This is a genomic window from Acinetobacter sp. PW68, assembly GCF_020982655.1.
GTDB lineage: Bacteria > Pseudomonadota > Gammaproteobacteria > Pseudomonadales > Moraxellaceae > Acinetobacter > Acinetobacter towneri_A.
Genome location: NZ_JAHZSX010000001.1, coordinates 2,428,115 through 2,451,504, shown reverse-complemented (window position 1 = coordinate 2,451,504; position 23,390 = coordinate 2,428,115). Strand labels below are relative to the sequence as shown.

The 23,390-nt window shown below is 43.0% G+C and carries 21 protein-coding genes; 13 read left to right on the top strand and 8 right to left on the bottom strand.

Features of this window, described 5'->3' with window-relative positions:
• Window positions 1-98: 98 nt before the first annotated feature.
• The 4 genes from K1T76_RS11685 to hemF form a co-directional block, all read right to left on the bottom strand.
• The gene (locus K1T76_RS11685; RefSeq protein ID WP_019836892.1) at window positions 99-1,922 is read right to left on the bottom strand and encodes an acyl-CoA dehydrogenase C-terminal domain-containing protein; all 1,824 of its coding nucleotides are present in this window, start codon (window positions 1,920-1,922) and stop codon (window positions 99-101) included.
• A gap of 416 nt (window positions 1,923-2,338) precedes the next feature.
• Entirely contained in the window at window positions 2,339-3,127 is a 789-nt protein-coding gene (gene aroE, locus K1T76_RS11680; RefSeq protein ID WP_230245431.1) for a shikimate dehydrogenase, read from the bottom strand.
• 96 nt (window positions 3,128-3,223) lie between these two features.
• Window positions 3,224-3,430, bottom strand: a complete 207-nt coding sequence (locus K1T76_RS11675; RefSeq protein WP_004974627.1) for a hypothetical protein — start codon at window positions 3,428-3,430, stop codon at window positions 3,224-3,226.
• Window positions 3,431-3,749: 319 nt separating this feature from the next.
• Window positions 3,750-4,694, bottom strand: a complete 945-nt coding sequence (gene hemF / locus K1T76_RS11670; RefSeq protein WP_230245430.1) for an oxygen-dependent coproporphyrinogen oxidase — start codon at window positions 4,692-4,694, stop codon at window positions 3,750-3,752.
• A gap of 231 nt (window positions 4,695-4,925) precedes the next feature.
• On the opposite strand from hemF, the gene hemN reads away from it, so the two are divergent.
• Window positions 4,926-6,299 (top strand): oxygen-independent coproporphyrinogen III oxidase, encoded by a 1,374-nt coding sequence (gene hemN, locus K1T76_RS11665; protein ID WP_230245429.1) that lies wholly within the window; start codon window positions 4,926-4,928, stop codon window positions 6,297-6,299.
• A gap of 45 nt (window positions 6,300-6,344) precedes the next feature.
• Here hemN and ribA read toward each other — a convergent pair whose 3' ends face one another.
• Window positions 6,345-6,947 (bottom strand): GTP cyclohydrolase II, encoded by a 603-nt coding sequence (ribA, locus tag K1T76_RS11660; RefSeq protein WP_019836887.1) that lies wholly within the window; start codon window positions 6,945-6,947, stop codon window positions 6,345-6,347.
• Window positions 6,948-7,255: 308 nt separating this feature from the next.
• On the opposite strand from ribA, the gene dxs reads away from it, so the two are divergent.
• From dxs to K1T76_RS11615, 9 genes are all read left to right on the top strand, one after another.
• Window positions 7,256-9,166: a 1-deoxy-D-xylulose-5-phosphate synthase gene (dxs, locus tag K1T76_RS11655; RefSeq protein ID WP_230245428.1), complete on the top strand. Its 1,911-nt coding sequence runs from the start codon at window positions 7,256-7,258 to the stop codon at window positions 9,164-9,166.
• Window positions 9,167-9,270: 104 nt separating this feature from the next.
• Window positions 9,271-10,101 carry an inositol monophosphatase family protein gene (locus K1T76_RS11650; protein ID WP_230245427.1) on the top strand — a complete coding sequence of 277 codons (831 nt, stop codon included), beginning with the start codon at window positions 9,271-9,273 and terminating at the stop codon, window positions 10,099-10,101.
• Between the two features lie 487 nt (window positions 10,102-10,588).
• Complete coding sequence (locus K1T76_RS11645) at window positions 10,589-12,439, top strand: DEAD/DEAH box helicase (protein WP_019836884.1); 1,851 nt, start codon at window positions 10,589-10,591, stop codon at window positions 12,437-12,439.
• Window positions 12,440-12,827: 388 nt separating this feature from the next.
• Window positions 12,828-13,646: an ABC transporter ATP-binding protein gene (locus K1T76_RS11640; RefSeq protein ID WP_026438077.1), complete on the top strand. Its 819-nt coding sequence runs from the start codon at window positions 12,828-12,830 to the stop codon at window positions 13,644-13,646.
• The gene (mlaE, locus tag K1T76_RS11635) at window positions 13,643-14,422 is read left to right on the top strand and encodes a lipid asymmetry maintenance ABC transporter permease subunit MlaE (protein WP_019836882.1); all 780 of its coding nucleotides are present in this window, start codon (window positions 13,643-13,645) and stop codon (window positions 14,420-14,422) included. The genes K1T76_RS11640 and mlaE overlap by 4 nt, the downstream gene beginning before the upstream one ends.
• Window positions 14,422-15,099, top strand: coding sequence for an outer membrane lipid asymmetry maintenance protein MlaD (gene mlaD, locus K1T76_RS11630; protein ID WP_230245426.1), 678 nt, complete (start codon window positions 14,422-14,424; stop codon window positions 15,097-15,099). Before mlaE ends, mlaD begins: the two co-directional genes overlap by 1 nt.
• A gap of 15 nt (window positions 15,100-15,114) precedes the next feature.
• Window positions 15,115-15,750: an MlaC/ttg2D family ABC transporter substrate-binding protein gene (locus tag K1T76_RS11625; RefSeq protein WP_004974651.1), complete on the top strand. Its 636-nt coding sequence runs from the start codon at window positions 15,115-15,117 to the stop codon at window positions 15,748-15,750.
• A gap of 12 nt (window positions 15,751-15,762) precedes the next feature.
• Window positions 15,763-16,050 carry an STAS domain-containing protein gene (locus K1T76_RS11620; RefSeq protein ID WP_230245425.1) on the top strand — a complete coding sequence of 96 codons (288 nt, stop codon included), beginning with the start codon at window positions 15,763-15,765 and terminating at the stop codon, window positions 16,048-16,050.
• 98 nt (window positions 16,051-16,148) lie between these two features.
• Window positions 16,149-17,371 (top strand): IS3 family transposase gene (locus tag K1T76_RS11615; protein ID WP_230244305.1). Its coding sequence is split into 2 segments (ribosomal slippage): window positions 16,149-16,485 and window positions 16,485-17,371, totalling 1,224 coding nucleotides; the frame shifts between segments, so codons are not numbered across the junction.
• Window positions 17,372-17,482: 111 nt separating this feature from the next.
• Here K1T76_RS11615 and K1T76_RS11610 read toward each other — a convergent pair.
• A complete protein-coding gene (locus K1T76_RS11610; protein WP_230245424.1) occupies window positions 17,483-18,496 on the bottom strand; it encodes a CorA family divalent cation transporter in 1,014 nt (337 codons plus the stop codon).
• A 153-nt stretch (window positions 18,497-18,649) separates the two neighbouring features.
• Between K1T76_RS11610 and K1T76_RS11605 the strand changes: the two genes are divergently transcribed.
• Together K1T76_RS11605 and K1T76_RS11600 are read left to right on the top strand one after the other, a co-directional pair.
• Window positions 18,650-19,252 (top strand): TIGR00730 family Rossman fold protein, encoded by a 603-nt coding sequence (locus tag K1T76_RS11605; protein ID WP_230245423.1) that lies wholly within the window; start codon window positions 18,650-18,652, stop codon window positions 19,250-19,252.
• A 1-nt stretch (window position 19,253) separates the two neighbouring features.
• On the top strand, window positions 19,254-19,667 hold the full coding sequence (locus K1T76_RS11600; protein ID WP_230245422.1) for an NUDIX hydrolase: 414 nt from the start codon (window positions 19,254-19,256) through the stop codon (window positions 19,665-19,667).
• A 78-nt stretch (window positions 19,668-19,745) separates the two neighbouring features.
• Here the strand turns inward: K1T76_RS11600 and K1T76_RS11595 are convergent, their stop codons facing one another.
• Both K1T76_RS11595 and recG read right to left on the bottom strand, forming a co-directional pair.
• A complete protein-coding gene (locus tag K1T76_RS11595) occupies window positions 19,746-20,381 on the bottom strand; it encodes a ComF family protein (protein ID WP_230245421.1) in 636 nt (211 codons plus the stop codon).
• An 18-nt stretch (window positions 20,382-20,399) separates the two neighbouring features.
• On the bottom strand, window positions 20,400-22,445 hold the full coding sequence (gene recG / locus K1T76_RS11590; RefSeq protein WP_230245420.1) for an ATP-dependent DNA helicase RecG: 2,046 nt from the start codon (window positions 22,443-22,445) through the stop codon (window positions 20,400-20,402).
• Between the two features lie 36 nt (window positions 22,446-22,481).
• Here recG and K1T76_RS11585 point away from each other — a divergent pair, with 36 nt between their 5' ends.
• On the top strand, window positions 22,482-23,315 hold the full coding sequence (locus K1T76_RS11585; protein WP_019836873.1) for an NAD-dependent epimerase/dehydratase family protein: 834 nt from the start codon (window positions 22,482-22,484) through the stop codon (window positions 23,313-23,315).
• Window positions 23,316-23,390 lie beyond the last annotated feature (75 nt).

Below are 23,390 nucleotides of genomic sequence, written 5' to 3'. Positions count from 1 at the left end.
AATGATGATTCCAAAAAGATTTTGTAGATGGAAGTTTACAATTCAAAACCAAAAGAGCGCATTACGCGCTCTTTTGGTTTACATTTGCTTAGAATATTTTAGTAATCAAAACTAAAATGTTCTGGTGCTAATGCAGTCATGGTTTTAGATGGGTTGATCATGGCTTCTGCATGACCTTGGGTACGTGGCAATAAACGCTCAAAGTAGAAATCTGCAACTTTGATTTTGGCTTTATAGAACTCAGGTGTTTCCTGACCATTGCCTTCTGCCAATTTGGTCGAAGCCACAGCCGCTTGTTGCGCCCAGAAATAAGCCATCATGACATAACCAGAGAACATCAAGAAATCTACAGAAGCACTGGATACGATGTCACGGTCTTTACGAGCTGCCAACATAATGCGCACGGTTAATGCGTTCCATTGAGCACATAGCTTGGTTAAGTCCCATGCAAAACGACGCATGTATTTGTTACGTGCGTGTTGACCACAGAATTTCAAAATTTCAGCGGTGTAGTCACGAATCACTTTACCCTTAGAGCTTAACAACACTTTACGACCAATCAAGTCGAGTGCCTGAACGCCAGTTGTACCTTCATATAGTGTAGAAATACGTGAATCACGTACAATTTGCTCCATGCCCCATTCTTTAATATAGCCATGACCGCCGTACACTTGCATACCGTGGTTGGCAGCTTCATAACCCAACTCAGTCAAGAAGCCTTTTAAGATTGGGGTATAGAAACCTAAATGGTCATCATGTGCTTCAAAAGCAGCAGTATCACCACGCATTAAAGCGTCGTTCATTTTGTCTGCCAGTTGTGCAGCATGATAAATCATGGCACGACCACCTTCTGCTACGGCTTTTTGTGTTAATAGCATACGACGCACATCGGCATGGTGAATAATGGCATCGGCTACTTTTTCAGGGTCTTTTTTACCTGAAAGGGCACGCATCGACATACGTTCTTTGGCATACGGCAATGCACCTTGGAACGCCAATTCTGCATGGCAAATCCCCTGAATTGCCGTACCAATACGTGCAGTATTCATAAAGGTAAACATGGCATGTAAGCCTTTGTTTGGTTCACCAATCAAATAACCCACGGCATTGTCAAAGTTTAACACCGCAGTTGCTGAGGCTCGGATCCCCATTTTGTGTTCAATAGAACCACAGGTTACAGGATTGCGTTCACCCACCGTACCTTCTGCGGTTGGCAGGAATTTCGGTACGATAAATAATGAAATACCTTTCGTACCTTCCGGTGCTTCTGGGAGGCGTGCTAACACAATATGAATGATGTTTTCAGTCAGGTCATGCTCGCCTGCAGAAATAAAGATTTTGGTGCCTGAAATCGCATAGGTGCCATCGGCTTGCGGTTCTGCTTTGGTTTTTACCTGACCTAAGTCTGTGCCGCACTGTGGTTCAGTCAAACACATGGTGCCTGACCAAGTACCTGCAACCAAGTGTGGTAAATAGGTATCTTTTTGCGCGTCTGTACCAAATTGCATAATGGTATTGATACAACCTATGCTTAAACCCGGATACATTTGGAATGACCAGTTTGCAGTACCCATCATTTCAGATTTAATAAGGTTCAGCGACATTGGCAAGTTTTGACCGCCATATTGCTCAGGATAAGACAGACCTTGCCAACCACCTTGCACAAATTGATCATAAGCTTCTTTAAAGCCTTTAGGTGTGGTCACATTGCCATTTTCAAAATGACAGCCTTCTTCATCGCCTGATTGATTAAGAGGAGAAAGTACATTTTCACAGAAATCTGCTGCACCTTCCAAAATCATATCGACTGTATCTGCGTCCGCAAGTTCACCGTTAGAAAGATTTTTGTAGTGGGTTGGGTAATCAAGCACTTCGTTCATTAAGAAACGAATATCGTGTAATGGGGCTTTATACGCTGGCATAGTCTTAATCCTAATTTAGAAATAGTTTTGGATTATCTGTATCGATATGTTGATTATTCACACTCATGCTTAAAAAACATTGATAAGAATAGCGAATAAAAATGTCAGAAATGCGAATAAATTTTTTAGACAAGGATTAGTTTAGTTTTATCGTGAATCGTGAAGAATAACAAGGTGTAAATCTTTGATTTATTTGTATCATGTTGATTAATAATGCAAATATCAATATTAATACTTTGGTATATTGTGTTTCATAAGCTGCAATTTATATGGTTTTAAGGCGATATACGGTTGTCAATTAACCCAATTTTATGCGAAAAGATCATTTAATTTGCACAGGAAGTTTCAAATACTTTGAGCTAAGGAGCAGAAATCATGCCCCTTTGTGCCGAAAGTCATGGAGGTAGCATAAAACTTTAGAGGAAATCTTTCAGGTCAGGTTTTACGCCATTCCAGATATAAAAAGACTCAATTGCCTGTCCAACCAGCATGCCAAAACCTTCTGAGGTCGGTACGCCACGCGCTTTGGCTTGCTGTAAAAAGCTTGAAGGTTTGCCATAAGCCATTTCATAAGCAAAATTAAATTGCAAACATTCAGGCAAGGTAAGTGCATCTCCCGATAAACTAGCAGACGTCGCATTAATGGCTAAATCAAAATGACCTGTTAAATCGGTGAGCGCCATGGCTCGTAATTCTGCTTGCGGTACAGCGGCTTGCAAGTCGGCAACTAGTTGTTCAGCACGGGCAAGGGTGCGGTTGGCAATCACAATTTTTTTTGCACCTGCTTGTACCAACGGGTAAATTACGCCACGGGTTGCACCGCCAGCGCCAATAATCAAAATATCGCTATGATCTAAATTCCAGCCCAAAGTACGAATCGCATCAACCAAACCCTGACCATCGGTATTGTCGCCATGCAAAACACCATCTTGCATCCACAAGGTATTGACTGCCTTGGCAATTTGGGCTCGTTCGGTCAAGACGCCACATTCAGCAAATGCTTGTTCTTTAAAAGGTACGGTCACATTCATGCCTACGCCGCCATGGCTAAAAAAGTCTGCAACGCTGTCGCTGAAGCCATCAAGCGGCGCAAGGCGTTTGCTGTATTGCAGGTCTATGCCTGTTTTTTTTGCAAAGGCATGATGTAGTTCAGGAGAACGTGATTGTTCAATTGGGTTACCAATCACAGCAAATTGTTTGCGCATTTGCCTAAATCCATGTGCTGAAATGTGCATCAATATACGTCAAATTCAGCGCGGACTAAAGCCTATGAAGGTATAAAAGGGTGGGAGTCTTTGGACTTAAGGATTACAAATTTCTAAAACAGTTTCTAAAACCAAAATAGTGGCAATTACGAACATGGCAATGCCCGCTAAAATGCTGCTGCTAATCGCTAAACCATCTGAAAGATGACTTTCAAAAATAAAGGTCATGCAGATTGAGCCAAGTAACATGGCAAAGGTTGCCCAAAATAGAAAGATTTTGTGTTTGAACAGCGGGCTAAACATGCGGATCTCCTGACATATGTGGCGCAGTGTGATATAAGGCTTTGACAGTTTGATGAATTTGCCTTTGACTCATGATTTGATGATGAATGGTTAAATCCTGTTTGTGCATGGTCAAATAGGGTGCGCGATCACATCATTTATTAAAATCCATCCACACTATCATGACAGTTAATTCATGCTGTGCATATTTATTGATTTGAAAAGAAGCGATAAAGTTTGTAAGTAAAAAAGCGATTCGTGCAAGAATCGCTTTTTTTGAACATTGACTGTGATCTTATTTACACGGCACTGTATGCAGGGTTTGAACCAGTCGCGAGCTTTAACTCGTCTTGAGATTTAACCAATCGCGTGGTTTTAAGTAATAGTCAGTGAGTTTTTTTTCTGCAGAATCTTCTGCCCATTCAGGACGATACGACCATCCCGCCAAGTTCGGTAAGCTGACTAAAATGGATTCAATCCGTCCGCCTGTCTGCAAACCAAATAAAGTACCACGGTCATAGACCAGATTGTATTCCACATAACGTCCACGACGGTAAAGTTGGAATTGGCGTTGTGCTTCAGTATAGGCTTTGTCGCGATTACGCTCAAAAATAGGCAGAATTGCAGTCAAATAACCATTCCCAACCGCCTGAATATAGCTGAAACAGGTATCAAAGTCCCATTGATTCAGGTCATCAAAAAATAAACCACCCACGCCACGCTGTTCATCGCGGTGCTTCAAATAAAAATAGTCATCACACCATTGTTTATGTTCTGCATAGACTTGATTGCCAAAAGGGGCACATAAGTCATGTGCTGTTTGGTGCCATGCCACTACATCTTCATCATTTGGATAAAATGGTGTCAGGTCAAAACCACCACCAAACCACCAAATAGGCGGCTGTCCTTCAGGTTCTGCGACAAATAAACGCACATTGGCATGTGAAGTGGGTACATTTGGGTTTTTCGGATGAATCACCAATGACACGCCCATCGCCTGTGCAGGTGCGCCTGCAATATTCGGATGACGCTCGGTTGCAGATGCAGGCAGTTTGGAAATATTGATATGCGAGAACATCACCCCGCCTTTTTCAACCACCGTACCATTTTGTAAAACGCGGGAACGACCACCGCCACCTTCAGGGCGTTGCCAGTCATCAATTTCAAACTGTGCGCTTCCGCCACCTGCTTGTTCTTGTTGTTCTAAAGCCGCACAAATTCGCGCCTGCAAATCGAGAAGAAATTCCCGTACACGTTGAATATCCGCGTGAGTAGGATGCGACATGGCCACCTCAGCATAAAAATAAAATGGCTTACATCAAAACATAAAACTGTCTAAAAATTAAGGGGTTTATCCAGTTTGCTGCAAATCCATCCGGCAATTGCGTAAGGGGCTTTGTATTTCAGCGTGTATTCCGAGCAAAACACTTGGTTGATTTCCCTGCACAAGCTCAGCACAATAGTTTTTACAATCTAAATTTTATTCAGCAACAATTAACTGAATGGGGCAGAGTGGATGACACAGCAGGCAAATTCTTTAATTCAAAAATACAATGTGCCTGGACCACGTTATACCAGTTATCCAACCGTACCTTATTGGGATGAGGCCACCTTTTCAGCCAAGGCCTGGCAGCAGACGCTGAAGCGTTCGTTTGATGAATCCAATGCCAGCGAAGGCATCAGTCTGTATATTCATTTGCCATTTTGCGAAAGTTTATGCACTTTTTGTGGTTGTCATAAACGCGTCACTAAACGCCATGAAGTCGAGCAGCCATATATTCAGGCCTTATTAAAAGAGTGGGATTTATATTGCCAGTTGCTCGAAAGCACTCCCATCATTAAAGAAATTCATTTGGGCGGTGGCACACCAACTTTCTTTTCTGTTGAGCATTTGACGCAGCTCATTCAAGGCATTTTGGTAAAAGCCAAGGTGGCAGAACAGCACGAATTTAGTTTTGAAGGTCATCCCAATAACACCACCCGCGCACATTTACAGACTTTATATGACTTGGGTTTTCGTCGGGTTAGTTATGGCGTGCAGGATTATAATGAAAAAGTGCAGCGCGCCATTCATCGGATTCAGCCTTTTGAACATGTGCAACGTGTGACCGAGTGGGCGCGTGAAATTGGCTATGATTCTATTTCACATGATCTGGTTTTTGGTTTGCCCTTTCAAAATCTGGAAGATGTATTAAATACCATTGAGCAGACCCAACGTTTAATGCCAGACCGTTTAGCGTTTTACAGTTATGCACATGTGCCATGGATTAAAGGCAATGGGCAGCGTGGTTTTAAAGATGAAGATGTACCTAAAGATGAATTAAAACGTCAGTGCTATGAAGAGGGTAAAAATAGGCTCTTGGCACATGGTTATCATGAAATTGGAATGGATCACTTTGCCTTAGAAAGTGATGGTATGTATCAGTCGTTTAAAAATGGTACCTTGCATCGTAATTTTATGGGCTATACCGCATCTAAAACGCAGCTAATGATTGGCTTGGGTGTTTCATCTATTAGCGACAGTTGGTATAGCTTTGCGCAAAATGAAAAAAGCATTGAAGATTATTATGCACGTTTAGCCTGCAATGAAATTCCTGTGTTTAAAGGGCATGTGCTGGATCGGGAAGATTTGGTGATTCGTCAGCATATTTTGAATTTAATGTGCAGCTTTGAAACCTCTTGGGCTAATCCCGAACTGAACTTTGCAGAAATTGAGCAGGTATTACAGCAATTGCAAGAAATGCAAGAAGATGAATTGCTGTCGATTCAAGATCAGCGCATTCAAATTCTGGAAAAAGGCAAACCCTTTGTGCGCAATATTTGTATGGCCTTTGATTTGCGCTTAAAACGCCGTATGCCAAATAACCGTATTTTTTCGATGACGATTTAAGTAAATCAGGTCTAAATTGCGGCATCCCTAATTAAAAAAGGTGACTTAGAAGTCACCTTTATCATACATGTGCGCCATACGCTCATGCTTGGTTTGCAAATACTCCTCATTGAATGGATTCAAACCCACAGTGAGTGGTACGCGGTCTACCACCGTAATCCCTTGTTCTTGCAATGCTTGAATTTTCAACGGGTTATTGGTAATTAGGCGTACAGCCTTGACCTGCAAATGATCTAGCATAATGCTGCACATGTCATAGCGACGTGCATCGGCAGGTAAATTCAGCATCAAATTGGCATCGACGGTGTCATGTCCTTGATCTTGCAGGGCATAAGCACGAATTTTATTGGTCAAGCCAATGCCGCGGCCTTCTTGGCGTAAATATAAAATCACCCCTTGTCCTGCATCATTAATCAGGCGCTGAGTAGCTTGTAACTGCGGGCCACAATCGCACTTCAAAGACGCGAAAGCATCGCCAGTTAAACATTCTGAGTGGATGCGTACTAAAACAGGTTCGCTAGGTGCGGAGTCTAAACCTTTGGATAATGCCACATGTTCTTCGCCAGTTTCAGGATCTTGAAATACCGTAATCTTGAACTCACCAAATGCGGTCGGTAATCGTGAGGTTGCGACAAACTTAATCGGCACTGTTTAACTCGTGAAATAGTCGATAAATTGTTTAAAGTATAGCGTAATGCCCAGACATTAGTAGAATAGCGAACACGAATTTATACAGAAGATTTTCTTTTTTGTATAAAGCGCACGATAATGGTTGATAAATAGTGAGATTATTCAGGATAATCTACCCACCCAACGTGTGCCCAACTGAAATCACTGCTCAAAACTACATCGCTAGAAATGTGGCTGATTGAAGGTAATACCATTCGGTTATATGATCGAGTAATTCCCATTGACCTCGCTTAGGATTTGCCAGGCTTTAGAAGGCTTTGCCACATATGCTGTATACAGAAATTCCAACTCAACGCCCTGTAACACCATTGCTCGATACGATTGACCATCCGCAGCAATTACGTTTACTCGCGCAAAGCCAGCTTCCACAGGTGGCAGATGAGTTACGTCAATTCATTTTGTATGCCGCAGGTCAAAGTGGAGGACACTTTGGCGCAAACTTAGGCGTGATCGAACTGACTGTTGCGCTGCATTATTGCTTTAATACTCCACAAGACCGCTTAATTTGGGATGTCGGTCATCAGGCTTATCCGCATAAAGCCCTGACAGGACGCCGCGAGCAACTCACCACCATTCGTGCCAAAGATGGCTTGGCTGCATTTCCTGCGCGTGAAGAATCTATTTTTGATACCTTTGGTGTTGGTCACTCCTCAACAGCTATTTCTGCAGGTTTGGGGATGGCATTGGCACGTCGTTATCAGCAAAACCCATGTGAAGTGGTAGCAATTATTGGTGATGGCGCTATGACGGCAGGGATGGCCTTTGAAGCCATGAATGATGCAGTTGCGCATCAGGCCGATATGATGGTGGTGCTGAATGACAACGATATGTCAATTTCATGCAGCACAGGCGGCTTTGCCAAACATCTTGCAGCGATTTGGGAGCGTGGTGAGTCGGTTCATGTCAGTGAAACTGGCGAGGCTTACGTGCAGCCACATCCGAAGTGGACGTATAACTCGCGTTTGCACTGTGCCGCCACTGAAGCTGCAGACAATTTATTTAAAGCCATCGGGTTTGATTATTTCGGCCCTTTCGATGGGCATGATGTTGAACAACTCACACATGTGTTTAATGCGCTGAAAAAACGTAAAGGTCCACGTTTAATTCACGTTTACACCAAAAAAGGCAAAGGTTTTGCGCCTGCAGAAGCCGATCAAATAAAATATCACGCCATTGGTAAAATTCATGCCAAAGCTGGGCCCGTTAGCGCGCCTAAATATTCTGATGTATTTGGGCAGTGGTTATGTGATCAGGCAGAACAAGATTCACGTTTATTGGCCATAACGCCAGCCATGTGCGAAGGTTCAGGCATGGTGCAATTTGCCAAAAAATTTCCAGAACGCTATTTTGATGTCGCGATTGCCGAACAGCATGCCGTGACTTTGGCTGCGGGTATGGCCTGCGAAGGTTTAAAGCCTGTGGTGGCGATTTATTCTACCTTCTTGCAGCGCGGTTATGATCAACTGATTCATGATGTCGCTTTGCAAAATCTGGATGTCACTTTTGGTATCGACCGTGCAGGTTTGGTGGGTGAAGACGGCCCAACCCATGCAGGTGCTTACGACTACGCCTATATGCGTACCGTACCGAATATCGTGATTATGGCGCCAAAAGACGAAAATGAATGTCGTCAAATGCTGCATACGGCTTATTTATATAATGGCCCTGCAGCAGTGCGTTATCCACGCGGGCATGGTTTAGGGGTCGAAATTCAGCAGCAGATGACTGCAATTCCATTGGGACAAGCTGAAATTGTAGCGCTGTTCAATCTACAATATGATGACTACATTTCAGTGCTGGCTTTTGGTAGCCGTGTGCAAGCGGCAGTTGAAGCGGCTGAAGCATTTGCTCAGCAGCACGATGTCGCAGTACGTGTGGTGAATATGCGTTTTGTGAAACCACTGGATGAAAAACTGTTAGCTGAGATTTCAGACAGCACTGCATTATTCGTTACTGTTGAAGAACATGCGATTATGGGTGGTGCGGGCAGTGCCGTGAGTGAATACTTGGCGAAGGCACAGATTGTCAAACCCATCATTCATTTAGGTTTAGAAGACAGTTTTATGCATCAGGCAACACATGCTCAAATGCTGCAACAGGCTGGTTTAGACGCACAAGGCATTGAAAAATCGATGCAAAATACTTGGCAAAAACTGCATCAATCTATACTGAGTTAATTTTTAGCAACACTTCTTCCCCAAAAGCCTCAATATTTGCTAAAATATTGGGGCTTTCATGCATTATTCTTTATCAATCTCTTCAAATTTGTAGTGGGTGTTCAATGGAACCTATGGTGGTGATGGCTGCGCGTGCGGCTCAAACAGTTGGTCAAGAGCTTTTAAAAGCGCATCAGAATCGTCATAAACTCGATCTACAAGTCGAAGAAAAAGGCATTGATGGTCCTGTAACGCGCGTAGATCGTTACCTCGAGCAATTGACCATTGATACTTTACGCAAAAGTTATAAAAATCACAGCTTCCTCGGTGAAGAATTTGGCATGCAGGAAGGTAAAGGTCACGATGCCGACTGGTGCTGGGTAATTGATCCTCTAGACGGCACTTTAAACTTTGTTCACGGTTTCCCTCATTTTTGTATTTCCATTGCAGTGCAACACAAAGGTGTGACACAGCACGGTGTTATTTACGATCCTGTAAAAGATGAATTGTTCTCTGCGAGCCGTGGCCGTGGTGCGATGATGAATCAACGTCGTATTCGTGTAAATGTAAAAGACAGTTTAGATAACACTTTCTTGGCAGTGGGTCATGCTTATCGTGCCAAGCGTGATGGCGAAATTGTTTCTTATGCCAAAAACCATTTTGAAAGTTTATTGAATGTGACAGAAGCAGGCGCTCAATACCGCCGTGCAGGTTCTGCTGCATTGGACTTGGCTTATGTGGCTGCAGGTCGTTTAGATGGCTATTTTGAACTTGGCTTAAAACCGTGGGATATTGCTGCGGGTGAGTTAATTGTGAAAGAAGCGGGCGGTACTGTGGTCGATGCACGTGGTGGCAGCGACTCTATGGAAAATGGTCAAGTTTTAGCATGTTCAATGAAAATGTTAAAACCACTCATGCAAGCGGTTGTTCCAGCTTGGGGCGAAGCAGCGAAATAATCAGCTGATCGTATTTATAGTACCTAAATAGGACATTTAGCAAAGCTCTCATCCTGAGGGCTTTTCTTTTAGCTAATGGTCTAAAACTGCCGGTTTTAAATCTGTTGTTGTCGTCTGCATACTGGTCATAAAAGCACAATCTAACACTGTTTACACAAAAAACAGCCAAAGTCGATTAAATGAGGTGACTTTTAAAATAATCCTGCTATAATTCGCGCACGCACTTAATTTCTGTTCATTACCTGAACATTTCTCTTCTAATCATTGTGTATGCGCGTGCGGTCCAAAGAGAGGACGATATCTCGCGCCCCAATCGCTAAAGCGATTCCTTCAGGTTAAGCCGTAATCATGCGTGCGTTATATCACATCGTCGTTACTCGGATCGCCGCTGAATCTTAAATTGTCAGCGATAATTGCTGTACCGCTTTTTGCCGATGTCCATCTGACTTTATTTAATGGAGCACCCATTTTCAGGGTGAAAATCTCTATGAGCAAAACTTTTGCTGATTTTTCTTTACATGAATCTTTACAACAAGCTTTAGAAGGCTTGAACTTTACTACGCCGACTCCTGTTCAAGAACAATCGATCCCAGCGGCACTTGAAGGTAAAGACTTATTGGTATCTAGCCAAACAGGTTCTGGTAAAACTGCTGCATTTTTACTCCCAACTTTAAACGTATTGGCGAGCCAAGACACTTTCGTACCATTTAAAGAGCGTATGAAAGCTATTACTCAGCCTTCAATTTTAGTGCTTTGCCCAACACGTGAATTGGCTCAACAAGTTAGCCAAGATGCGATTGCATTTGTACGTCACATGAAAGGTGTACGTATTGCAGCAATTATGGGTGGTATGCCTTTTGGTAAGCAAATCCAACAATTAAAAGGTGCGCAAGTGGTTGTAGCGACTCCAGGTCGTTTACTTGACTTGGTGAACCGTCGTCAAATCAAACTTGATAAAGTTGATGCCTTAATTGTAGACGAAGCTGACCGTATGCTCGATTTAGGCTTCTCTGAAGACCTAGAAGCGATTAGCGATTTAGCTGCTAACCGTAAGCAAACCTTAATGTTCTCTGCAACTTTTGCAAGCCGTATTATCACACTTGCAGAACGCATGATGAATGAGCCTGTACGTATTGCGATTGAAACAGGTCACTCAACCAACATGGACATCACCCAGACTTTACACTGGACTGATGGTTTCGAGCACAAGAAAAAATTATTGTCACATTGGTTATCTGATGAAGGTGTAGATCAAGCGGTTGTATTTGCATCTACTCAAGAAGATACCGATATGTTGGCTGAAGAATTGGCTGAAGCGGGTCACTCGGTTGTTGCACTACACGGTGCAATGCCACAAACCGTTCGCAACCGTCGTTTACGCAGCATTCGTGAAGGTCGTGCAAAAATCTTGGTTGCAACAGACGTTGCAGCACGTGGTTTAGACGTACCAACTATTTCTCACGTGATTAACTTCGGTTTACCAATGAAGAATGAAGACTATGTACACCGTATTGGTCGTACAGGTCGTGCGGGTCGTACTGGTAACGCGATTACTTTGGCAACTTACCGTGAGCGCGGCAAAATCCGTGCGTTAGAAGATTTCTTAGATGCACGTTTAAGCGTTTCAGAAATTGAAGGTTTAGAGCCATCTCCACCTCCAGCACGTTCTGGTCGTGACGGTGGTCGTGGTCGTCGTGATGGCGGTCGCGGTGGTCGTGGCGGTTTTGGTGGCGGTCGTCGTTTTGAAGGCGAAAGCAACTTTAAACGTCGTGAAGGCGGTGAAGATCGTCCACGTCGCAGCTTTGATGACAAACCACGTGGCGAACGTCCTGCATTTGGTGAGGATCGTCCGCGTCGCGAGTTCAACTCAGATCGTCCACGCCGTGAAGGTGGTTTCGGTGATCGCCCACAACGTTCATTTGAAGATCGTCCGCGTCGTGAGTTCAATTCAGATCGTCCACGCCGTGAAGGTGGTTTCGGTGATCGTCCACAGCGTTCATTTGAAGATCGTCCACGTCGTGAATTTAATTCAGACCGTCCGCGTCGCGAAGGTGGCTTCAACGATAAGCCGCGTTTTGATGCGAATGATGACAACCGCGGCAACCGCGTAGACTACAAACCACGTCGTGAAGGTAGCTTCGGTGATCGTCCAAAACGTGATTTTGGTGATCGTCCTGCACGTCGTGAAGGTGGTTTTGGTGACCGTCAACCACGTTCGTTTGATGATCGTCCTAAGCGTTCTTTTGGTGGCGAAGATCGTCCACGTCGCGAGTTCAATTCAGATCGTCCACGCCGTGAAGGTGGTTTTGATCGTCCACGTCGTAAATTTAACGACTAAGACCGCGATAGCAATTTGTATAAAGAAAAACCAGTGCTCAGCGCTGGTTTTTTATGATAAAAATTTTTGCTTTAGATAAATAAAATGTATAATAGGTCACGTTTTTAACTCTATTTGCTAATTATGAACATCAGTAGCTTACGATTGCTTATGCAGACGAGAGAGGGAATGATGCCGTTTATTGGTTTAGCACTCATTTTATGCAATTTAGTGTATTATATTATTTCTTCTTACTTTTAAGTTGTTGCTGTCCTAAAAGTGATTTAAATAACAATAATAAGACTGCTTGAACAATATGCGCACATTTTTTAAAAATTTGCTAGATAACATTTTGCGCTTCAATCCTTTATAGTATGCGTGCTGAAAAAATGCAGGAAAACCCTCAGCTATGAATAATCCAATGCCTCAACATGAGCCGTCATTGATTGAAGTCAATGAACTGAGCTTTAAACGAGGAAAACGTGTCATTTATGAAAATGTCAGTTTAAAGATTCGCCGTGGTCAAATTACTGCCATTATGGGACCTTCAGGTACAGGTAAGACTACATTATTACGGTTGATTGGCGGTCAGTTGACTCCCGATCATGGTGATATTCTTCTAGATGGAAAAAATCTTGCGCAAATGTCGCGCCAGGAGTTGTTTGCTGCGCGCGCACGTATGGGCATGTTATTCCAAAGTGGTGCGCTATTTACTGATATGAGCGTATATGAAAACGTTGCATTTCCATTGCGTGCACATACCCAGTTACCTGAACATTTAATTGCGGAGCTGGTGGCTTTAAAACTCGAAGCAGTCGGTTTGCGTGGTACAGAACAACTCCTGCCTGCAGAACTCTCAGGCGGGATGAACCGTCGTGTGGCACTGGCACGTGCAATTGCGTTAGACCCTGAATTGATCATGTACGATGAACCGTTCGCCGGGCAAGACCCGATTGTAAAAGGCGTGTTGACCCGATTAATCCGTTCGTTGCGTGAAGCGTTAGATTTAACCACCATCATTGTCTCGCATGATGTTGCTGAAACTTTATCCATTGCTGATTATATTTATATTGTTGCGGAAGGCGTGATTCAGGGTGAAGGTACACCTGCAGAATTAAAACAGCATGAATCAGCATTTGTGCGTCAGTTCTTAACAGGCGCTGCCGAAGGGCCAGTCGATTATCAATTTAGCCATCGGGCTTATTTAAGTGATGAGGTGCGTTCATGAATGCTATTGCCGCACTAGGTCAACGCGTCATTGAGCGTGTTCGTGGCATTGGTGTCGCCACCCAAATGTTGTTGCAAATTCTGTTTTCAATGCCAACCCTGCTTGGGGTGAAGTTATTCCTGTACCAAATGTACCGTGTTGGCGTGATGTCATTATTGATTATTGCGGTTTCAGGATTATTTATTGGTCTGGTATTGGGCTTACAAGGCTACTCTATTTTGGTCAATATCGGTTCAGAAGCCATGTTAGGCACCATGGTGTCTTTGACTTTGTTACGTGAGCTTGCGCCTGTAGTGGCTGCACTTCTATTTGCAGGACGTGCAGGTTCTGCATTAACTGCAGAAATTGGTCTGATGAAAGCTACAGAGCAATTGGACAGTATGGAAATGATTGGGGTAGACCCACTCAAACGTATCGTGTCACCACGTTTATGGGCGGGAATTATCAGCCTGCCGATGCTGTCCATTATTTTTGCTGCGGTTGGCATTATGGGCGGTAAAATGGTTGGGGTCGATTTTCTAGGTGTCGATGAAGGTTCTTTCTGGAGTGGTATGCAAAGCAACGTCCAGTTTTATAAAGATATTTTCAACGGTACCATTATTAAAAGTTTTGTTTTTGCATTTATTTGTACTTGGATTGCAGTATATCAAGGATATGCCTGTGTCCCTACATCGGAAGGCATTGCGACATCGACCACACGAACCGTGGTGTATTCTTCATTATGTGTTTTAGGTTTTGATTTTGTGTTGACTGCGGTCATGTTCGGAGGTGTTTAATGAAATCACGTACAAGTGAGCTGGCCGTAGGTGTATTTGTCATTTTGACAGGCATTGCATTATTTTTCTTGGCCATGAAAGTCAGTGGATTGGTGGGTACCAATTTGCGCGACAGTTATAATATGACTGCAACATTCGACAACGTGAATGGTTTAAAACCACGCGCTAAAGTCACCATGAGCGGTGTCACGATTGGGCGTGTTCATGATATTAGCTTAGATCCTGTATCACGTTTGGCGACAGTTGAATTTGAACTCGATGGCAAGTTGACCAGTTTTAATCCTGAACAACTGAAAACAGTGCAAAATTATGCACTTGAAGAGTTGCGCTACAGTGCAGAATACCAAGACGCAAGTCCTCAGCAACAAAAAGAAATGGAACAACAACTGTTAGGCAACATGAAATCCATCACCAGTATTGATGAAGATGCTTATATAATGGTAGCAACAAATGGTCTATTGGGTGAGAAATATCTCAAAGTGGTTCCAGGTGGTGGTTTGAACTTTGTGAAGCGTGGTGAAAGAATTGCCAACACGCAAGGCACCATGGATCTAGAAGATTTAATCAGTAAGTTTATTACTGGCGGTGCAGCGAAAACATCCGGCGCAGCGTCAGACGCAGATAAAGATATAGCGACAGCTGAAACAACAGATGCGGAAGTGTCATTTGTTGAGTAATGAAGGAGATTGTCCGTGAAAACACTTTTAAAGCAAACTCTGGCGGTAAGTGTACTTTCGACCATGTTGGCAGGAACTGCATTTGCTGCACCTGCAGAGGCGCCACCAGCTTTTGTGAAAAAAGTTGCCGATAGCTTGATTGCACGTTTAAAAGCAGATCATGCTAAATTGCAGAACAATCCAGCATTGGTCAAAACGATTGTGCGTCAAAACCTTGATCCGTATGTAGATGCGCAAGCATTTACCCGTATTGTGATGGGTACTTATGCAACCAACCAATACAGTTCAGCAGCACAGCGCGCGCAGTTTGAGAAAAACTTCCGTGAAACTTTAATTGAGAATTATGGCACAGCGTTTGCGAAATTTAGCAACCAAAGCTACACCATGCGTCCTTATAAGGCGACCAACAGTAAGAACCCAGTGGTGACTATTGATTTCTTGCATAATGGTGAAAAAATTCCTGTGTCATTCCAGTTAGCAGACAAAGGCAGCCAATGGAAAATCCGAAACATTAACGTTTCGGGTATTGATTTAGGTTTGCAATTCCGTAACCAGTTCGCGGCAAACGTGAAGCGTAATGGTGGCAATATTGATAAAGCCATTGCAACCTTTAAACCAGATGCAGAAGCTGCGGTTGAAAAGAAAAAATAGGTTAGGTGTGGCGTGATTGAATTATCAAATCAGGAATTATGCGTTTCTGGAAAAATAAATTTCAGTAATGCAGAGCAATATTACCAAAAAGGTCTGCAGTTGATTCGTCAGCAGCAGTTACCTTTAGTGGTCAATTTGGCGCAGCTGCAACAGGGGAGCACTTTAGCTTTGGCTGTTTTGGTACAATGGTTGCGTCAGACACCTGAAGCCAAAGGCTTACAGTTTAAAGCGGTTCCTGAAAAAATGATGAAGATCATTCAAGCCTGTCATTTGCAAGATGATTTACAACTGCTCGCCTAAACTGAAAAACCACAAAAAAGCACCTTCTTGTAAGGTGCTTTTTTATTGGTTTAAGTGTCCCGTCCTGAAATAAGTTTACACCTTAAGAGACTTATTTTATGGAACATAAACGAGAACAACGAGTTAAACGTACACAACGTGACTATAGCTTTGCCTTTAAAATGATGGTGGTACATGAAGTAGAAAAAGGGCAAATTACTTATAAGCAAGCTCAGGCAAAATATGGTATTCAAGGAAGATCAACTGTGCTGGTATGGTTACGCAAGCACGGACAACAGGACTGGACTTCGAATATGCCGACTTCTTCTAAACGCCAATTGACACCCCAACAACGAATCCGCCAATTAGAAAAGCAGTTAGCCGCAGAAAAGCTTAAAACTGAATTTATTCAGGATGTGATTTATCACATTGATAAAGAATGTGGGACTGATCTTGGAAAAAAGTATACCGAGCACGTTTCAAAGATTGGCAAAGCCAAAGAAGACTAAGCGTTTCACGTTATTGTCAGTGGTTGGGAATCACCCGACAAGCTTATTATCAAGCAGAAAAACGTGCTCAAATGACTGCACAAGCAACTGAACAAATACTTGAGTTGGTTATGGAATATCGCTGTCTCATGCCAAGTATCGGAACACGTAAGCTGTATTGGCTTATTAAAGGCAAATTGTTGCAACGTGGTTTAAAGTGTGGACGGGATCAGTTATTTAAAATATTGAAAGAAAATAACTTATTGATTCGCCCTAAGCGTCGCTATACAAAAACTACGGATAGCAAGCATTGGATGAAGAAGCATCCAAATTTATTAAAGGATTATTCAGCAGTGCAAGCCAATGAAGTCTTTGTTAGTGATATTACCTATGTTGAGAGTGCTGAAGGTGTGCATTATTTATCCTTGGTGACAGATGCTTATACCCGACAGATTAAAGGTTATAAGTTATCGAATGATATGCGTGCGGAGAATGTTGTGCAGGCTCTACATATGGCGATGCAGCAAGCGACAGATCGAGCGACTAGGATGATTCATCATTCAGATAGAGGTGCTCAATATTGCTCTGAGCTATATCAATCGGCATTGCGCCATTATGGGATATGTCCTTCCATGACAGATGGCAAGGACTGTTATCAGAATGCATTAGCAGAGCGAATTAATGGAATATTAAAGCAGGAGTTTTTAACCACGCGATGTCAAACCATGAAGGAGTTAGATCACTTAATTGCGGAATCTATCATGATTTACAATTGTTATAGACCGCATTTAAGTTTAAATATGAACACCCCGAATCAGATGTATGAGCAAACAAAAACCGAGCTAATTGCTTAACTCGGTTTGAAGTGGAATACTGTCAATCTATTTCAGGACAAGACAAAGTTTCTTGCTGTATTCAACAAGTAAGTGAGATTGCAAATCTCTTTTAAAGGAGCGAGCAAGTCATCAAATCCATTTTTTCCATCTAAAATAAATTAATGGGCCAATAAAGAAGCCTAATAAAATAATACTGACTACAATAAAACTGGTGGCCCCTTTGGCAAAAGGCAACACGTCGGTGTTCATGCCATAAACACTAGCAACCAGCATCGGTGGCGCTAACATACTGGGTAAAATCGAGAATCGACGAATGGTGTCGTTTTGTTCGGTGTTAATGAAGCCCGAAGTTGTGTCGAGTAAGAAACGTACTTTCTGGAATAAGAAGGCATCGTGTTCGACCAGTGAGCGTACATCTTCACTGAGTTCTCGAATGTCGGCATCATAAATATGACTGCCCAACGCGCGCGGACGTGCCAAAAAGGTCAGGACGCGACGTAAATCAATCAAACACAGTTGAGCTTTTCCAAGCATGTCTTCTAATTGTGCCAGTCGGGTAATCATGTCATCGAGGTCTAAAATTTGCTCACGATGACGGTTATTCAGAACTTCTGTGGAATACTTTTCTAAGTCCTTGTGGATATCTTCTAAGATATCCGCAAGTTCGTCTAGTTTAGCTTCAAGCAAGCCTAAAAGTACCCAAGTCGGGTCTTTATAATCAATTTCGTAGTCGTTACGTCGTGCACGCGCTCGAAATGCCCGAAATGCCACTAATTTTTCACCACGTAGGGTAAATAGGCGTTCTTTATGTAAAATAAAGGCAACGGTTTGTACGGTAGCTAAAATACTGGAATGATCTTCAGTTTCGCCATCGACTTGATAGTTTTTATTTTTCGTTAAAAAATAGGTGCTTATGTGTAAAATACCGTCATCATCACGGTAGAATCGCGCCGAAGATGAAATGTCTTCTAAAGACTTTAAAGTGGGTAAATTTTGTGAGTATGCGTCTAGTACCCATTGCTGTTCTTCTTGTGAAGGGGCAATGAGGTCAATCCAGACCAGATCTGGATGCAAATCAAAACCACCGTTAATGGTGGCATCTTCCAGACTACCGCGCTCTGTGGCATAAAAGGCTTCAAGCATTCGTCTTTTCTCCTTGCGCAGTATGGGTTGTGTGGATGGGTGTATTTTAGACAAGGATCTTACTAAATACACTGCTCAGAATGCTATTTTATTTAAAAATCTCCCTGAAGTTTATTTTATGGCATGACAGCCAGATAACATGGTGAAAAAATGATGTCGTCAATTGCTATTTTCTGTGGTTCTGCCTCAGGAAAAGATACTGTTTTTGTTGAAAATGCACGAAAAGTGGGGGAAACCCTGGCTGCACAAGATAAAACTTTAATTTATGGCGGTGGGCGCTCAGGCTTAATGGGGGTGGTGGCAGATAGTACTTTGGCAGCAGGCGGCCGTGCAATTGGCGTTATGCCTGAAAGTTTGGCAGAGTATGAATTGGCGCATCCGCATTTGACTGAATTATATATTGTTGAAAACATGCACGCCCGTAAAATAAAAATGTCAGAATTGGCCGAGGGCTTTATTGCTTTGCCAGGTGGTTCGGGAACGTTAGAAGAAATTTTTGAGCAATGGACGTGGGCACAATTAGGCATTCACTCGAAACCCTGTGCTTTTTTAAATGTTGATGGCTTTTATGATGATTTGCTGAAGTTTTTAAGACAGACCTCTGAAAAAGGATTTACTCAGCCACGTTTTTGTGAGGCATTGATTGTATCGAACTGTATTGACAATATTTTACAGCGATTTGAACAATATAGTGCCCCTGAAATGAAATGGGGAGTGCCTGAGCTAGAGTGGGTGCAGCAGGAATTGGTGAAATAAAATGGCTAAGATCAACAGCAACATTATTACCGTTGCCGCCGCAATAATTTTGAATGCAAAACAGCAGTTATTGGTGGTACGTAAACAGCACACCGCGTGTTTTATGCAAGTCGGTGGCAAGTTAGAACGTAATGAAGCACCTGAAATGACCATGTTGCGAGAAATTGCAGAAGAAATTGGCTGTCAGGCGAAAATTCAACAATTTATTGGTCGCTATGAAACGGCAACGGCCAATGAACCGGATTGCCGATTAGTGAGTTATGTGTATTGGGTGCAGCTTGATCAGACCCCAAAAATTGCTGCTGAAATTGCTGAAATGAAGTGGGTGGATTTGGATGATCGAGATACTTTGTTGGCACCACTGACCCGTGAAGTGGTGATGCCGTGGTTAAGACAATATTTACAACTTGATTAGGCGTTATTGACCATTCGCATATATTTTAAGTGCAACTTTCTCATAAATTGAGCATGCCTAACCGAATAGTTTTATATTTTATTCGGCACTGGCGAGACAAACCGCCTCGACTTTTTGACAGCCAAGCTTGAGTAATTGTTGTTTGAGTGCATGAATTGAACTGCCCGTTGTGACCACATCATCCACAATTAAAACACGACGATAACGGATTTTAGGTGCAGTCTGAATTTGAAATTGCTGTTGGATGTCTTCTAATCGTTCTAAGCGACTTAAGCCTTTTTGCGCGTGCTGTTGCAAGCGGGTCACAGGCTGCCAAATCGGAACCTTTAAATGCCGCGCCAGTCCTTTTGCCAAAAATAAAGATTGATTGTAACCGCGTTCAGTCAGGCGGGTAGAGGAAATTGGCATCGGTACAATGGCTTGAATTTTAGGATAAGACAATTGTTTTAGCGCACCTACCAAAAGCAGTTGGTATTGTAACTGCTGTTCATATTTAAATTGTTGAATGATGCGATTAATTGGATAGTGATAATCAAAGGCGACTTGAATCTGCATTTCTTGACGTTGTACTGCTTGGCTACGCCACGGTAATTCTTGCCAACAGGTTTGACAGACCGAATGTTGCCATTGCGTGTCGCTATGACAGAGCTGACACGGTTGCAGTTGGCGCAGCCATTCTATGCCGCGTTGTACTAGGTTGATTGGCTGAGTCATCTTACGACTGCAATCCTTTTAAACATAGGCATAACGTGGTGCCTCAGGCAGCCAGCGTTTTAGCAAAGCTTCGGCATGTGCAGGATAATCTTTTAAAATTTGCTGTGCTACATGGTGTGCCTGTGCCAGTAAATGATCATCCCGTTCCAGTTTGGCCAGTCGAAAGCCCATATCTCCTGTTTGTTTGGTTCCCAAAAGTTCCCCAGGGCCACGCAGTTCTAAATCTTTTTCTGCAATCACAAAACCATCGTTGGTTTCGCGCATAATCCGCAAGCGTTCTTGTCCATTTTGCGAAAGTGGATTTTTATACAATAAGGCACAAAAACTGGCTTTGGCACCACGTCCAACCCGTCCACGTAACTGATGTAGCTGTGAAAGCCCTAAACGCTCGGCATTTTCGATCACCATAATTGAAGCATTGGGTACATCGACCCCAACCTCAATGACTGTGGTGGCAATCAGTAACTGAAGTTGATTGTCTTTAAATTGCTGCATGACAGCTTGTTTTTCATCTGCTTTCATTTTGCCGTGTACCAGCCCAATATTCAGTTCAGGAAAGCGTTCTTTAATTTCAGCAAAAGTCGCTTCGGCAGCTTGTGCATCTAAGGTTTCCGATTGTTCCACCAAGGTACAAACCCAATAGGCTTGTTTGCCTTCGGCACAATTGCTAGCAATCCGTTGCAGGACTTCTTCACGCCGATCTAGCGGAATGGTCACCGTTTGAATAGGCGTACGTCCTGGTGGTAGCTCATCAATCACTGAAGTATCTAAATCGCCATAGGCGGACATGGCTAAGGTTCGTGGAATAGGGGTTGCAGTCATCACCAATTGATGCGGTGTGGTGTGATTGGTGCCTTTATTGCGCAATGCCAGACGTTGATCGACCCCAAAACGGTGTTGTTCATCAATAATCACCAAACCTAATTTGGCAAATTGTACATTGTCTTGAAACAGCGCATGTGTACCAACCACCAAATTGGCACTGCCATCCTGAATGCTGAGTTCAGCCGCTGCGCGTGCCTTGCCTTTTTGTTTACCAGATAACCACGCCACAGTTAAGCCAAGTGGCTCAAACCATTTTTGAAAGTTCAGATAATGTTGTTCTGCCAAAATTTCAGTCGGTGCCATCAGCGCAACTTGCCAACCTTCTTCTAGGGCATGGCACGCCGCGACTGCAGCAACTAGCGTTTTACCTGCACCTACATCACCTTGTACCAAGCGCAGCATGGGTTTATTACGCTGCAAATCCTGCATGATTTCTTGCGAAACGCGTTGTTGTGCGCCTGTCATTTGAAATGGCATGTTACCGAGTAATGTAGGTGCTAGTTTTTGACTAGGGGCAAATGCAGGTGAGGCAATTTGCTGAATATAAGCCCGTCGGGTCAGTAAACTGACTTGATGCGCCACTAATTCTTCAAAAATCAGGCGTTGCTGCGCAGGGTGAGAACCTTGTGCCAATTGCAGCATATTGGCATTCAAAGGTGGGTGATGAATATACTCCAGCGCCTGTTTGAGTGCATAACCATTGGTCATTTTTTTAGGCAAGAGTTCAGGCAAATCATCACTATGCTGTGCCAAGGCTTGTTTGACGTATTCGCGCAATTTGGCTTGGGTCAACCCATCGGTGCTTGGGTAAATGGCAGTCAGTTGGGTTTTAGGTAGTGGGGTATGTTCAGTGATCAGTTCTAATTCGGGGTGATACATTTCCAGACCACGCGCTCCAACCCGTACTTCGCCAAATACTCTTAAACGATTGCCGAGTTTGGCACGATCTGTAATGCCTTTATAAATATGATAAAAACGTAAGGTGATTTTGCCAAATTCATCTTCTAAATTGATTGCCATTGACTTGCGTTTACCGGGTGGAAAATCCACCCCTTTGACCACGCCTTCGAGTAAATAGCTGCGCCCCACATTTAATTGGTTCATGGGGATGATCGTGCTACGATCTTCATAGTCACGCGGTAGATGAAACAACAAATCATCTGTAGTGAAAATATTTAATTTTTCGAGTAATGCAGCAGAGGCAGAGCCTACCCCTTGCAACTGATGGACTGCAGCCATGTCCCCTCAACTTTAAATGCTATGATTAGGTGCTGAATGCATATTCTATTTATTGGTTATGGTAAAACATCGCAGCGTGTTGCAAAACAACTATTTACGCTCGGTCATCAAATTACCACAATTAGCCGCAGTCCGAAAACAGATCATGATATGACGCATCTGCTTCAGGATATTCAACAGCTCGATTTATCACAGATTCAACCTGTAGATGCCGTTTATGTATTGCTTGCACCGTCTCGGAATACTGCTTTAAGTTCTATAGAAACGTATCAACAGACTTATGTAAATTCTGTGCCGTCGATCGTCGCTGCATTAAAAGATCATCCTGTAAAACGAATTATTGTGGTGTCATCTACACGGGTGTATGGTGAAAACGCAGGTGAACGTATTGATGATGAGACTGTGCCTAAGCCCAAGGATGTGCAAGGGCAGTTGTTGTTGCAGATGGAACATTTGTGGCAACAGGCTTATCCTGAACAATGTGTGATTGTGCGTCCTTCGGGTATTTATGGCGCATCGGTTGCACGCATGCTCAAACTTGCAGAAAGCACGATAAGTTACCCAAATATACATTGGTCAAATCGAATTCATATTGATGATTTGGCAAGTTTTTTGGCATATTTGCTTCACGTGGAACATCCTGAACCAGTTTATATTTGCAGCAACAACCAAGCTCAGTCTTTGCACGAAATGATTTTAAAGATTCAGCGTGAATTCAATTTACCTGAGTTGGTGTTGGAAAGTATGCGTGAAACAGGGAAGCGGATTTTTGCTACTCGCATGGAGAAAATAGGATTTCAGCGCAAACATGAGGATTATTGTGATCATCTAAGAATTACTCAAAGTGATTCACCTGAAATCAAAGAATAAAAATTCTCTTGCTAGGAAAGGGCTAGCGAGAGGTGATTTTTAAAATCTCAAATATTGAGCTTTAATTCAGCCTCA

Bases quoted from the DNA above. Each gene is read 5' to 3' on its own strand.
- K1T76_RS11685 (WP_019836892.1), bottom strand. From the start codon at position 1,922: ATGCCAGCGTATAAAGCCCCATTACACGATATTCGTTTCTTAATGAAC.
- aroE (WP_230245431.1), bottom strand. From the start codon at position 3,127: ATGCGCAAACAATTTGCTGTGATTGGTAACCCAATTGAACAATCACGT.
- K1T76_RS11675 (WP_004974627.1), bottom strand. From the start codon at position 3,430: ATGTTTAGCCCGCTGTTCAAACACAAAATCTTTCTATTTTGGGCAACC.
- hemF (WP_230245430.1), bottom strand. From the start codon at position 4,694: ATGTCGCATCCTACTCACGCGGATATTCAACGTGTACGGGAATTTCTT.
- hemN (WP_230245429.1), top strand. From the start codon at position 4,926: ATGACACAGCAGGCAAATTCTTTAATTCAAAAATACAATGTGCCTGGA.
- dxs (WP_230245428.1), top strand. From the start codon at position 7,256: ATGCTGTATACAGAAATTCCAACTCAACGCCCTGTAACACCATTGCTC.
- K1T76_RS11650 (WP_230245427.1), top strand. From the start codon at position 9,271: ATGGAACCTATGGTGGTGATGGCTGCGCGTGCGGCTCAAACAGTTGGT.
- K1T76_RS11645 (WP_019836884.1), top strand. From the start codon at position 10,589: ATGAGCAAAACTTTTGCTGATTTTTCTTTACATGAATCTTTACAACAA.
- K1T76_RS11640 (WP_026438077.1), top strand. From the start codon at position 12,828: ATGAATAATCCAATGCCTCAACATGAGCCGTCATTGATTGAAGTCAAT.
- mlaE (WP_019836882.1), top strand. From the start codon at position 13,643: ATGAATGCTATTGCCGCACTAGGTCAACGCGTCATTGAGCGTGTTCGT.
- mlaD (WP_230245426.1), top strand. From the start codon at position 14,422: ATGAAATCACGTACAAGTGAGCTGGCCGTAGGTGTATTTGTCATTTTG.
- K1T76_RS11610 (WP_230245424.1), bottom strand. From the start codon at position 18,496: ATGCTTGAAGCCTTTTATGCCACAGAGCGCGGTAGTCTGGAAGATGCC.
- K1T76_RS11605 (WP_230245423.1), top strand. From the start codon at position 18,650: ATGTCGTCAATTGCTATTTTCTGTGGTTCTGCCTCAGGAAAAGATACT.
- K1T76_RS11600 (WP_230245422.1), top strand. From the start codon at position 19,254: ATGGCTAAGATCAACAGCAACATTATTACCGTTGCCGCCGCAATAATT.
- K1T76_RS11595 (WP_230245421.1), bottom strand. From the start codon at position 20,381: ATGACTCAGCCAATCAACCTAGTACAACGCGGCATAGAATGGCTGCGC.
- recG (WP_230245420.1), bottom strand. From the start codon at position 22,445: ATGGCTGCAGTCCATCAGTTGCAAGGGGTAGGCTCTGCCTCTGCTGCA.
- K1T76_RS11585 (WP_019836873.1), top strand. From the start codon at position 22,482: ATGCATATTCTATTTATTGGTTATGGTAAAACATCGCAGCGTGTTGCA.